This is a genomic window from Sporomusa malonica (genome assembly GCF_900176355.1).
Classification (GTDB): Bacteria; Bacillota; Negativicutes; order Sporomusales; family Sporomusaceae; genus Sporomusa; species Sporomusa malonica.
This window is the reverse complement of record NZ_FWXI01000044.1, coordinates 1-13,136: the sequence shown is the minus strand read 5'-3', so window position 1 is coordinate 13,136 and position 13,136 is coordinate 1. Positions and strand designations below refer to the sequence as shown.

At 44.2% G+C, this 13,136-nt stretch carries 11 protein-coding genes, 2 tRNA genes and 2 rRNA genes; all 15 read left to right on the top strand.

Annotation, left to right across the window (positions count from 1 at the left end):
• A 23S ribosomal RNA gene (locus tag B9A22_RS24315) occupies positions 1-185 on the top strand; the annotation flags it as partial.
• A gap of 96 nt (positions 186-281) precedes the next feature.
• Positions 282-357, top strand: a tRNA-Asn gene (locus B9A22_RS24310).
• Between the two features lie 519 nt (positions 358-876).
• Positions 877-2,478, top strand: coding sequence for an ABC transporter substrate-binding protein (locus B9A22_RS24305; protein ID WP_084578518.1), 1,602 nt, complete (start codon positions 877-879; stop codon positions 2,476-2,478).
• A 21-nt stretch (positions 2,479-2,499) separates the two neighbouring features.
• Positions 2,500-3,492, top strand: coding sequence for an ABC transporter permease (locus B9A22_RS24300; protein ID WP_084578519.1), 993 nt, complete (start codon positions 2,500-2,502; stop codon positions 3,490-3,492).
• Positions 3,489-4,379, top strand: a complete 891-nt coding sequence (locus B9A22_RS24295; RefSeq protein ID WP_084578517.1) for an ABC transporter permease — start codon at positions 3,489-3,491, stop codon at positions 4,377-4,379. The genes B9A22_RS24300 and B9A22_RS24295 overlap by 4 nt, the downstream gene beginning before the upstream one ends.
• Positions 4,380-4,414: 35 nt before the next feature.
• Positions 4,415-5,338, top strand: coding sequence for an ABC transporter ATP-binding protein (locus B9A22_RS24290; protein WP_084578516.1), 924 nt, complete (start codon positions 4,415-4,417; stop codon positions 5,336-5,338).
• Positions 5,328-5,954, top strand: a complete 627-nt coding sequence (locus B9A22_RS24285; RefSeq protein WP_084578515.1) for an ABC transporter ATP-binding protein — start codon at positions 5,328-5,330, stop codon at positions 5,952-5,954. Before B9A22_RS24290 ends, B9A22_RS24285 begins: the two co-directional genes overlap by 11 nt.
• A 190-nt stretch (positions 5,955-6,144) precedes the next feature.
• Positions 6,145-6,220 (top strand) — tRNA-Trp (locus B9A22_RS24280).
• A 173-nt stretch (positions 6,221-6,393) separates the two neighbouring features.
• A complete protein-coding gene (locus B9A22_RS24275) occupies positions 6,394-7,698 on the top strand; it encodes a helix-turn-helix domain-containing protein (protein WP_084578514.1) in 1,305 nt (434 codons plus the stop codon).
• Between the two features lie 150 nt (positions 7,699-7,848).
• Positions 7,849-9,033, top strand: coding sequence for an ABC transporter substrate-binding protein (locus tag B9A22_RS24270; protein ID WP_084578513.1), 1,185 nt, complete (start codon positions 7,849-7,851; stop codon positions 9,031-9,033).
• An 87-nt stretch (positions 9,034-9,120) separates the two neighbouring features.
• A complete protein-coding gene (locus B9A22_RS24265) occupies positions 9,121-9,981 on the top strand; it encodes a branched-chain amino acid ABC transporter permease (protein WP_084578512.1) in 861 nt (286 codons plus the stop codon).
• Between the two features lie 22 nt (positions 9,982-10,003).
• Positions 10,004-10,927 (top strand): branched-chain amino acid ABC transporter permease, encoded by a 924-nt coding sequence (locus B9A22_RS24260; RefSeq protein ID WP_084578511.1) that lies wholly within the window; start codon positions 10,004-10,006, stop codon positions 10,925-10,927.
• Complete coding sequence (locus B9A22_RS24255) at positions 10,914-11,684, top strand: ABC transporter ATP-binding protein (RefSeq protein ID WP_084578510.1); 771 nt, start codon at positions 10,914-10,916, stop codon at positions 11,682-11,684. Before B9A22_RS24260 ends, B9A22_RS24255 begins: the two co-directional genes overlap by 14 nt.
• Positions 11,677-12,381: an ABC transporter ATP-binding protein gene (locus B9A22_RS24250; protein WP_139796385.1), complete on the top strand. Its 705-nt coding sequence runs from the start codon at positions 11,677-11,679 to the stop codon at positions 12,379-12,381. Before B9A22_RS24255 ends, B9A22_RS24250 begins: the two co-directional genes overlap by 8 nt.
• Before the next feature lie 639 nt (positions 12,382-13,020).
• Positions 13,021-13,136 (top strand): 16S ribosomal RNA (locus B9A22_RS24245); the annotation flags it as partial.

The following is a 13,136-nucleotide window of genomic DNA, read 5'->3' as shown; positions in this document are numbered from 1 at the left end:
AGCTGGGTAGCTACGTCCGGAAAGGATAAACGCTGAAAGCATCTAAGCGTGAAACCAGCCTTAAGATGAGGTCTGTCATTCGAAAGAAGTAAGGCCCCTTGTAGATGACAAGGTAGATAGGCCAGATGTGTAAGTGGCGCAATCCACGCAGCTGACTGGTACTAATAGGCCGAGGACTTGACTTAACTACCTCGTTTGCTAAGTGCAAACATTAACCTAATGCGCAATGCTTTTCTTCTGTGAAGTTTTTAGGGAATATATATATTCCTTAAATAAAACATTCCTCGATAGCTCAGTTGGTAGAGCAATCGGCTGTTAACCGATCGGTCGTAGGTTCGAGTCCTACTCGAGGAGCCATATTTTTTATATATAAGGCTTAGACGTTTCAGAGTATTCCATATGTTAGGCGGAGGGAGGACGTACCCGTAGTCGTACTGGTAAGTACGTCGGAGGGAACGCCCGGACTGACAACAACGCAGATGGGATGCTATGAAATGGCGTAGTTCGGCTGTTAACCGATCGGTCGACGGTTCGAGTCCTACTCGAGGAGCCATTTATGTATGAAATTTTAAAGCACTTACATTTGTGAGTGCTTTAAAATTTACAAAAAGATATTTGAAAATTTATACTTGCAAAATATAACAGAATATACTATGATTTAATAGTCGACAACATGAAGTTGTTGTTTTAAAAGTGAAGAAATTAACTTAATACGGGCAATGCATAAGCCACGAAGGCTATTATTCCTACTGAAGAGGAGTAATTATCTTTCGGTGGCTTTTTATTTTGCCTAAATGGCTAAAGGGGTGGTACTCTCGAACGTGATAAACAGATCTTCTCAAATAATAATTAATGCTCTGGGGGGAGTGAACAAAAATGATTAACAAGCGAACATTATTGATAATGATTACATTGGTTACATTAAGTCTTTTATTCATTACCGGTTGTTCACAATCGAAAGATCAAAAGGCAACTGCCGATAAGAAAACTGAACTTGTTTTAGCAATTGCGTCCGAACCGGAAGGCGGTTTTGACCCTACTACTGGCTGGGGCCGGTACGGTTCGCCCTTGTTTCAAAGTACATTGCTAAAACGGGACAATACCCTGAAAGTGGTAAATGATCTGGCTACAGAGTATAAAGTCAGTGACAATGGGCTTGAATGGACCGTGAAAATCCGCAAGGATGTCAAGTTCTCTGATGGCAAACCGCTAACAGCTGCCGATGTAAAATATACATATGAGACAGCTGCCAAGAATGCCTCTGTCGTTGATTTGACAAATCTGAAAAGTGTTGAAGTTGTCGACGATGTTACAATAAAGTTTACTTTAAATAAGGCGCAGTCCACCTTTGTTGACAAACTTATTTCCACAGGTATTGTGCCGAAACATGCCCATGATAAGGATTATGCGCAGAAACCGATTGGTTCCGGACCTTTCAAATTTGTCCAGTGGGATAAAGGCCAGCAACTCATTGTAGAGTCCAATCCTCACTACTATGGATCCAAGCCTCAATTTACCAAACTGACATTTTTATTCCTATCTGAGGATGCCATTCTGGCTGCTGCCAAAGGCGGTAAGGTCGATATGGCCGTTGTTCCGCCAGCTCTCAGCAAACAGAAGATACAGGGAATGAGCCTTATGGCGGTTGACAGTGTTGATAATCGTGGTATTCTCTTCCCTTATGTTAAAGGCGGCGGTAAAACAGACAAAGGCTTAGATATTGGTAATGACGTAACAGCAGATATTGCCATCCGTAAGGCCATAAATGTAGCGATCAACCGAAAAGCCCTTGTTGACGGCGTATTAGAGGGGCAAGGTACACCGGCGTACACGGTATGTGACGGCTTACCCTGGTGGAATCCAGACAGTGTTATCAAAGATAATGATATGAATGAAGCCAAAAAGATACTTGCTGATGCTGGCTGGAAAGACACTGATGGCGATGGCATTCTGGAGAAAAGTTCACTTAAAGCCCAATTTGCAATGATCTATCCTGCTAAAGACAAGACCCGGCAGTCTCTGGCCATATCGGTTGCAGATATGATCAAACCGCTAGGCATCAATGTTAGGACTGAGGGTAAGAGTTGGGATGAAATTAAGAAGCTAGCCTACTCCAACGCTATTTTATTTGGCTGGGGCAGCCACAGCCCGCTTGAAATGTATGACCTGTTCATTAGTAAAAAAGCAGGTATTGAATATTATAATGCCGGTTTCTACAATAATCCGGCTGTTGACCAGTATATGGAAAGGGCCATGGCAGCCACGAATGAGCAAGAAGCTATGGAAAACTGGAAAAAGGCGCAGTGGGATGGTACGGCAGGCTTGAGTGCCAAAGGTGATGCACCGTGGGCCTGGCTGGTTAATTTGAAGCATTGCTATTTTGTCCGGGATACCTTGGATATTGGTAAACCTAAGATTGAACCGCATGGGCATGGCTGGCCTATTACCGACAATATTGTAGAATGGCGTTGGAAATAGCCTGTGAAAAAAGATCAGATCATGCAAATAAAAGATGTAGTGGCATTTCTACTGAATAAATTTTTGCGGATAACTACATTGTTGGTTGGCCTATCCTTTCTATCTTTTCTTTTAATCAAATGCTCACCGATTGATCCTGTGCAAGCCTACATCGGTGCAGACATGATGAATGTAGGTCCTGAGCAAAGGGCCCAAATTGCCGAATATTGGGGGCTTAATAAGCCCCTCTCGGAACAATTTTTGCTATGGGTCTCAGCCGTATTGCATGGTGACTGGGGAACCTCGATGATTTTTCGCCGTCCAGTTCTCGAGGTAATCGGGGAACGGTTTCTGGCTTCACTGGCGTTGATGGGAACAGCGTGGGTATTATCAGGCATTGTGGGTTTTGGTTTAGGCGTATGGGCAGGGATGAAGCAGGGCACCTGGGTGGACAGTCTGATTCGGTGGTATAGCTATACACTTGCTTCCACGCCTACCTTTTGGCTGGGACTATTATTTCTCATTGTTTTTGCTGTCTGGCTGAACTGGTTTCCTGTCGGTATGGGTGTGCCAGCAGGTGTCCTTACCCAAGATGTAACTTTTAGTGATAGGCTGGAGCATTTAATTTTACCTATGCTGACCTTGAGTGTTTTGGGAGTAGCCAATGTTGCTTTGCATACTCGGGCTAAGCTGCTTGACGTATTGGCCAGTGATTATATCCTTTTTGCCAGGGCGAGAGGGGAAAACGGTATGACCTTATTTTGGCGTCATGGACTGCGCAATGTTGCTTTACCGGCGATTACTTTGCAGTTTGCATCATTTAGTGAGTTGTTTGGTGGCGCTGTGCTGGCGGAGCAAGTTTTTTCCTACCCGGGGCTGGGGCAGACAATTGTGGAAGCCGGTCTGCGGGGAGATGTACCTCTACTGCTAGGTATTGTAATATTTAGTGCCGTATTTGTCTTTAGTGGCAACCTGCTAGCGGATATTTCCTATCGTGTTATTGATCCGCGCATTCGAGAGGGGGCAACTGTATGAGCAATCCTGGCTCAGTCGCCATTGACTCAGAGCTCGAAGGACGTACGGCAAGAAGTGCTGCCCTTCCGCGGCTGAATCGCAGGCAGCATACTTTGCTTTCCTCTTTGTTGGCTGCCTTGTTGCTGGTGGGTATTATTGCAGGCGGTATGCTGATTAGTTCTGACAAGGTAGCTACCAACCTTGAATTGAGGAATTTATCTCCATCACTAGAGTATCCGTTTGGCACCGACTGGTTGGGGAGAGACATGTTTGCCAGGACATTAAAGGGGCTTACATTAAGTCTTGGGGTCGGTGTAGCGGCGGCTTTTGCCAGTGTAATGATTGCACTTGGCTTCGGCATGATGGCGGCTACCTTGGGGCGAGTTGTTGATGCGATTATCTCCTGGCTGGTTGATCTATTTTTGAGTTTGCCGCATTTGGTGACACTTATCCTGATTGCGTTTTCACTTGGCGGAGGTGTTAAAGGTGTAGTCATCGGCGTAGCACTAACTCATTGGCCGAGTCTTACGCGGATCATTCGGGCTGAGATCATGCAGGTCCGGTCAGCAGAGTTTGTTCAAGTATCAAGGCGGTTGGGACGCTCGCGCTGGTGGGTCGCTACCCAGCATATGCTGCCGCACCTTGTGCCCCAATTTTTTGTAGGTTTTCTACTGCTATTTCCTCACGCTATCCTGCATGAGGCTGGTGTGACCTTTTTAGGGTTTGGCTTATCACCTCACCAGCCGGCCATTGGTATTATCCTTTCCGAATCAATGCGTTATTTGTCTACCGGAATGTGGTGGTTGGCATTTTTCCCAGGACTTTCGCTGCTCATTATGGTACGTGCGTTTGATATTCTTGGCGATAATATACGCAAATTAATTGATCCGCATAGCGCTCATGAATAACGTTGCCGCTAATCGGAACCAAGTGAGGGAATCAGATGAACATGCTTGAAGTAAACGATTTATCCATCTCTTTTATTCAATATAGCAACGGGCTGCGACAAAAGAATATCCGAGTGATTTCTGATCTTAATGTTGCCATTAAAACTGGGGAAGTGCTTGCCGCTGTAGGCGCAAGCGGCTCGGGAAAAAGCTTATTAGCTCATGCCATCCTGGGGATACTTCCGAACAACTCCAGGATGACAGGAACAATTAAGTATAATGGCGAGGTGCTCACACCAGAGAGACAAGCCGATTTACGCGGAAAGGAAATCGCACTGGTGCCGCAATCGGTAAATTATTTAGATCCTCTCATGCAAGTAGGTGCGCAAGTGCGTAACGGCAGTAAAAATAAGGAGGCAGTTATAGCACAACGTGAGGTATTTTCCAGATATAATTTGGCTTCACATGTAGAACGTCTGTTTCCGTTTCAACTATCAGGGGGCATGGCACGACGAGTGCTTGTGTCTACGGCTATTGTTAGTGGAGCTCGATTGGTTATTGCCGATGAGCCCACACCAGGGCTTGATGCCGTTGCCGTGAAGGAAACCTTGGATTTTTTTCGTGAGCTGGCAAATCAGGGCTGTGCTGTGATGGTTATTACTCATGATATAGAAACAGCACTCAAGATTGCGGATAGAATTGCTGTATTTTATGCCGGGACAACGGTAGAAATAGCATCAGCCGAGGACTTTGCCGGTCAAGGTGACGAACTCCGGCATCCTTATAGCAAGGCGTTATGGCAGGCGCTTCCACAAAATCGTTTTGAGCCTATAGACGGTTTTCAGCCAAGCTCAAATGAGCTACATGGCGGGTGTTTGTTTGCACCACGTTGCTCTATCGCCACCTCACGCTGTGCCAGTGTATTACCTGCAGCGCGTGAGGTGCGCCAGGGAATGGTGAGGTGTATCTATGCTTCTTGAAGCTAACAATATCGGTTACTATTATGGAACCCGGCAATGGGTTCTCAGTGGTGTTACTATCCAGATTGCAGCAGGTGAAGTAGTTGGTCTTGTTGGTCCAAGCGGGTATGGAAAAACCACTCTTGGGCGCATCTTAGCCGGTTATGAAACTCCTTGTGAAGGCCAAGTTCTACTTAATGGACTTTCGCTTCCCAAGGTAGGCTATAATCCTGTTCAACTAGTATTCCAGCATCCTGAAAAAGCTGTTAATCCTCGTTGGCGTATGAAAGAAACACTTAATGAGGGCGGCGAACCTGATGCAGATATTGTAAAAGCATTGGGTATTCAGCAATCGTGGCTTAATAGGTGGCCGAACGAATTATCGGGCGGGGAATTGCAACGATTTTGTGTAGCAAGGGCACTTACTACTAAAACCCACTTTTTGGTTGCTGACGAAATGACAACAATGCTTGATGCTATTACGCAGGCGCAGCTTTGGCGGGTGGTGCTTGACTTTGCTAAACACAATGATATTGGTATTCTCGTTATAAGTCACGAAGAAAGACTGATCAGCCGACTTTGTCATAAGGTCATTGATTTGGCAGCTATTAATAAACTCCAACGCTCATCAGCTTAGGCTGTGGGCTTTGGAGTTTATAATTTACAAGAAATACAATTGACGTAAGGGTATTCTCGTGATATTATAAATAAGTTGCCTGGATATGAAAGTTTGTCCACTAGACAAATTATATAGAGACTGTACATATCATAAGTTACTTATTGAATAATCATTAATCTTATGGTACAATAATAACTCTGATGGATATAGGGGTATAGCTCAATTGGTAGAGTAGCGGTCTCCAAAACCGTTGGTTGAGGGTTCAAGTCCTTCTGCCCCTGCCACTAAAATTCAGAAACGACGCGGTTTATATCGCGTCGTTTTTTGCTATTTCTAGACGTAAGCGGCTTAGGAGTCAAGCCATATCACGAGCAGGAATATCTTTCCTACATAGCTAATTAATGTTTAAATATGGCTCCTTTCGTAGTTAAACTAAGTAAAGCTGCAGGTAGATACAATGATTGATGCTCAGCTGTGGAGCTTAAACAAAACTATAGTATCTAGTAAGCACTGGCAGTTGATTCGAGAGGCTGTCAGACGTGAGTTTGCCTTTGAAGCTATATTTGGAAATGCTATCACCAACATTGATGAGTCTTTATCAATATTTAATATACAATTACTGCCTACCGTGGCTATCGTTATTCAGGCAGATACTGAGGGAATCGCTTGTTTTGATAGCAGTATTATAAAATTGCGGCAGAAGGATATCTATAACAGGATCATCTATATGCTTGAGCAGGACGTAGACGGCATTATTTCAGTCGTGGGTCAAGAGAATATTTTTGCTATTACAGCCGGTGAGCGTGATGTAGTCCTGTTGCTGCCGGTCGATTTACGGGAAAGCCAGACTGAGGCCAAAGCGATGGCTAAGCGATATGGCAGGCATATCAAAGGTCATTTGTCAAAAAATTTACCGTATAGTATAAGTTTAGGGATTGGCCAAAGCTATGCATTTAGGGGTATACGGCAGTCGTATTTTGAGGCGTGTGCTGCATTAAAGTACAAGTTTTATCAAGGAAATGGTACAATTGTTCATTATAGCGAAGTATCCTGGGGGGATAGGGAAAGTCAGCGAATAGTGATTGAATACGAGACTAAGTTACTTACAACTATCCGCAAAGGCGAGTGGCAGCTTGGCAAAACTGTCATTGCACAAATGCTTGACACAATTGCTGGAAGCAGGCGCATGCACCCTGATGTATTAAAAGTGCGCGTGCTGGAACTTTTAACCGTAGTATCACGCGGTGTTATGGAATTGGGGGGCGACCCGGATACGTTGCTGGATATCAAGATTAAGTCAGGTGATGAAATTGCTAAGGTGACTACTTTGGCTGAAATGAAGGTCTGGCTACCTGGCATTGTTGGCGAGATGTGCGCATTGCTTACAGAAAAGCAACAAGCAGCCATTGTTAAGGCAATTGCTCATGCAAAACAATTTATTTCTGATAATTATCACCTAGATATCTCTCTTGATGAATTAGCAAGAAAGGAATATCTAAGCTCTTCCTATTTTAGCAGAGCTTTTAGCGAATTAGTTGGTGTAAGTTTTACTGAGCACTTAAAGACGGTGCGGATTAAGCGAGCTCAAGCGTTGCTGTTGTCTACCGACAAAGGTGTGGCCGAGATTGCGGCTAGCGTGGGCTATCAAGACCCAAACTATTTCAGTAGGGTGTTTAAACTGCTTACCGGCAAGAGCCCACAGCAGTATCGACAAGGAGCGGCTAGACAAGTACATATTGCCCATAAGGCGTTAGACAAGTAACATTGTTTAACGCTTATTTTTTTTGGATAGAATGCCATTTTTTGCAAGTAGTCAGAACTGTGCTAATCAGGACAAAAACGTACAGAGGTTTTTGGAAGATTATGAGTAATAGTTAAACATAACATTCTGAATCTTAAAGGGGGAAATCCAGTGACCAAGAAAAGATTTGTTACCGTGCTGGCGCTACTAGTCAGCTTAGCCGTGTTGGTAACCGGGTGCGGCGGCACGCAAAGCGCTCAATCTGACAACAAAGGGCCTGTAAAGATTGGTTTCTTTGCACCTGTAACCGGCCCAGCAGCAGCTGACGGCGAAAGTGTACTTAATGCCGCCAAACTAGCTGTAGAGAACATCAATAATGGTGGCGGTATCAACGGCCGCAAGGTAGAACTTGTTAACTACGATGATGCTCTAGACAGCAAACAGGCGGTAAGTATTGCTCAAAAACTTACGACTAAAGACGGTGTTGCTGCTGTTGTCAGCGGTTCCTACAGCGGTACTACCCGTGCATCGGCTAAAATTTATCAAGATGCTAAAATTCCCATGATCTCAGCCTATGCTCTTCATCCTGATATCACGAAAACAGGAAACTATATGTTCCGGCAATCTTTTGTAGGTCCGGTTCAAGGAAAGGCTGGCGCTAAAGTAGCAGTAGATATGCTCAAAGCTAAGAGAATATCAATCTTGCAGGTTGATATTGATTTTGGTAAGACGTTAGCTGCTGGCTTTACCGAAAAGGCTAAGCAATTAGGTGCAGAGATTATTTCTGTTGATTCTTTCTCTACTGGTGAAAAAGAATTTACCCCGGTTCTGACTAAAATTAAACAGCTGAATCCTGATTTAATTTATATCCCAGGTTATGCTGCCGAGTGTTCCCAGATTGTTCGTCAAGCGAAGGAACTTGGGATTACGGCTAAAATACTGGGCACCGAAGGTGCTGATTCTACCGTACAATTCCTCGGAGTGGCCAAGGACGCAGCTAATGGCGTAATTATTACCACTAATATGAATCGCGACAGTGACCGTAAGATTGTTCAAGAATTTATCAAAGGCTACAATCAAAAATACGGCCATAAGCCGGATATGGTTGCTGCATCGACTTATGATGCTTTTATGGTATTAGCCACTGTAATGAAATCTAAAGGAACTGAGCCTGATAAGATCCGTCAAGGTTTGTCTGAAATAAAAGATTATGAGGCTGTTACTGGACTAATTAAGGGCTATAACAAAATAGGCGAAGTTAAGAAGTCTGTTCAGATACAAATTGTTAAAGACGCCGAATTCCACTACTATGGCGAGGTTAGCGACGAAGATATTATTACTCCTCCTAGCGAATAAGAAATGTAAAGACGGGATAGGGGCGCGGCCTCTATCCCGTTACTATCCAGATGGATGTCGTTAAACTCAGAAAAGGAGTACGAAACTATGATAGTGCAGCAAGTATTGAACGGCTTGGTCATCGGTGGAGTTTATGCACTAACAGCGATGGGCGCGTCCATGGTTTATGGCATACTGAGGATTTTGGACTTAGCAAGCGCTGGTGCATATGCAATCGGTGCCTATGCAGGACTATTTTTGTATATAGCAACCGACAATATTGCGCTTTCCTTTCTAGGGGCCATTTTGCTCACCGGTTTTTTCGGAACTGCTGTTCAAAAATTTCTTTATATCCCCATGCTGAATCGCCCCCCCATTGTGCCGCTTATTGCGAGTATCGGCTTATTTATTTTTATCCAAGACCTTTTGCGGCTTATTGCTGGCCCACGCATCAGGGAGTTTCAGGTGCAACTGCCATATGGGGCGTGGAAAAGTGAAGGGCTTACAGTAAACCCAACTTGGATATTGATCCTTATACTGGCTGCAATATTCCTAGTATTTTTATGGTATCTTCTCACCCATACGAGAATTGGCCTAGCCTGGAGAGCCACTGCTCAAGATTTGGAGATTGCCAAAGCTATGGGTGTCAACATTAATAAAGTTGTTGCCCTAAACTTTTTTTTAGGGTATTCCTTTGCAGCTGCCGCTGGTATTATGGTTGGTATGCTTTATAGTTCAGTCTTTCCTACTATGGGAGATGTCCCGGCGTATAAGATGCTAGCCTTAATTGTGTTGGGGGGCCTGGGCAGCCCGGTAGGTACTGTGATAGCTGCACTCATAATCGGTTTGGTCGAGACTTTGGTAGCAGGCTATATCGGCTTTTTCCTGCCTCGGGATGCTATTGCTTTTGTCGCATTAATTATCATTCTACTGGTTAAACCTGAAGGGCTGATGAGTAAAAAGGCATAATACTTAGGAAAAGGGTGTTGGCATGTACGAGTTAGTTATAGGTATTAATATTGGCATTTTTATTTTGCTCGCCCTCAGTTTAAATGTTATTACAGGCTATGCCGGTCAACCGTCAATGGGACATGCTGCTTTTTTTGGCATAGGAGCTTACACTGCAGCCGTTATGACGTCCAAACTTGACATTAGTTTTTGGCTGGCGTTGCCGGTAGCTGGCCTTGCGGCCGGTGTTGTGGGCGTACTGTTGGGGCTTATTAGTTTGCGGGTAAGAGACGACTTTTTAGCGGTAACCACGATCGGGGTAAACTTTGTGGCGGTAGCCATCTTTCACTATACGCCTTATCTTGGATCATCTTATGGCCTGGAGGTCAAAAAACCGGTTTTTTTTGGCGCTGAGCTGGGCAATGCAGGATTTTTTGCATTAATTGTTGTTCTCATCATCATTGTGTGTATGCTTTGTGTCAAGATTCAGAACTCATGGTTAGGCTTGGCTCTCAGCGGCATACGTAACAATGAAGAAGCAGCCGCTTCGCTGGGAATCGACGTCAATCGGTTTAAGATCATTGCTTTCACCATCGGTACAGCCATTGCTGGCTCTACCGGAGCAGTATATGCTCACTATATGGGGTTTATTTACTCAAGCGACTTTGCGTTTATTACCTCGATATCTATCCTATCTATGATCGTCATTGGCGGAATGGGAACAATTAGAGGAGCCATTGTCGGCGCGATTATCCTCGGTCTCATGCCAGAAGTTTTCCGGTTTATCTCTGATTATCGCATGCTGCTGTACGGTGGGTTGCTGGTCTTGATGATGAGATTCCAACCTGAGGGGCTACTTGGAGAGAACAGCTTTGTGTGGAGAAAACTATCGCCGTGTTTTGCTAAAGCTGGTTCAATGAATGGAGTAAGCAGCCAAAGGAGGGGAACTGGAGATGCAAACCGCTAAGGAAAAAATGCTTCAAGTCGTCAACTTAAAGAAATACTTTGGGGGATTAAAAGCTGTTAATGATGTCAGTTTTGACGTATATCAAGGGGAAACGCTAGGGGTAATTGGACCTAACGGTGCCGGGAAGTCTACTCTATTTAATACTGTGTGCGGTGTTTATGCACCGACCTCTGGAAAAATATTACTTGACGGGCGAGAAATCCAGGGACTAAAGCCTCACGAGATTGCACGGCGGAGAGTGGCCCGGACATTCCAAATCTCTCATCCATGCAAAGATATGACAGTACTCGATAATATCATTATGGCGATGGGACTCGACAAATACAGTTCATTATCAAGGCTCTTTGGCTCTAGTCAAACCAAAGCTAATGTAGAAAAAGCAGAAATGCTGCTAGACAAGGTCGGTATCCTTGCCCAGCGGGATAGGCATGCTGGAGATTTAAGTCTGGGTTATATGCGAAGGCTGGAAATTGCCAGAGCCTTAGCGCTTGAACCACTATTAATTCTCTTAGATGAACCGTGCGCCGGTTTAAGCAACAATGCTGAGGAAGAGTTTATTGAAATCATTAATCAGCTTAAAGTCCAGGGAACGACGATTATGCTGGTAGAGCACAATATGTCTATTGCTATGACGGTAAGCGACCGGATTGTCGTTATTAGTTACGGGGAAAAGATTGCTGAGGGGCTCCCGCAGGAAATTCAGTCCAATCCTTACGTAATTGAAGCCTATCTGGGGAAGGACGATGATTGTGCTTAAATTAGAAAATATCAATACTTTTTATGGTCAGTCTCAAGCGCTTGATAATATATCAATTGAGGTTAAGGACGGCGAATTTGTTACTATACTTGGGGCTAATGGAGCGGGTAAAAGTACAATTATGAAGACAATCATGGGGTTAGTTAAAGCCAGCTCGGGTACCATAAGCTTTAATGGTCAGGATATAGCCAGTTTGCCACCGTGGGAGCGGGCAAATATTGGGATTGGTTATGTGCCAGAAGGGCGCAGGGTCTTTCCTGAGCTGACAGTCGAAGAAAACCTCAAGATGGGTGCGTACAGCGTTAAGGACAGTAAGGTTATTGCAACTAATATTGAAAAGTCGTACGAACTTTTTCCCCGGCTTAAGGAGCGGAAAAGCCAATTGGCCAAGACTATGAGCGGCGGCGAGCAGCAAATGCTGGCCATTGCGAGGGCGTTGATGCTAAGTCCTAAACTGCTTTTAATTGATGAAATCTCGATGGGTTTAATGCCGATTCTAGTAAATCATTCGTTAAGTATTGTTAAAAAGTTAAATAGCGCGGGCCTTACTATACTGATGGTAGAGCAAAATGCCAATAAGGCGCTTAAAGTAGCTGGACGGGGTTATATATTGAAAACTGGCAAGATTATTATGCATGATACTAGTGAAAATCTACGTAATAATACAGAGGTAATTAAGGCCTATCTTGGAGAATAATTACGAAGTAGAGAACTAAGTCATAAAGAAAACACGGCTTGCGCCGAGTCTTTGGCAAAAGCGGAAGCCGATGTTGCTCTTATCCAGAGAAAGTTACACTTTCTATCAGGATAAAAAAGCAAAGCTGTTCGTAAGGACGGCTTTGCTTTTTTGCTAAAAGGTTACAGTTGACTTAATCTGAGGTTAATGATAATATATAGAAACTGTCTCGTTAGGCGGTATCGACAATGTAAATAAATATTATGTTGACACGATAAAGTAAACGTGATAATATGTAGAAACGGTCAAGGACAACATGCCGACCATGGCAAGTCTGAGACATTAGTGCATTTATGCGCACGATCCCGGACAAAGCGTACCATCCATGGTATGTCCGTGACACTAGTGCATCCATGCACGTCGTTCTCTGAAAACTGAACAATGTAAAGTAATGCATCATAAAAATGCCAGATGTGCGTGCGTGTCGCAAGACACAAACCAAAAACAATTTTGATTTAACGAGCCGATAAACGGCTTCAATATAATGTAGTCACAATGTGACTTTGAACTTGTGCCTGCTCAGTCTGATTAAGAAGCATGTCTTCCTTAATAAAGATAGCAGCATGTATAACTGAGAAGCATATAGACGGCATACTTTTTTTATTGGAGAGTTTGATCCTGGCTCAGGACGAACGCTGGCGGCGTGCCTAACACATGCAAGTCGAACGGAGTATTCATTTATGAATACTTAGTGGCGAACGGGTGAGTAACGCGTA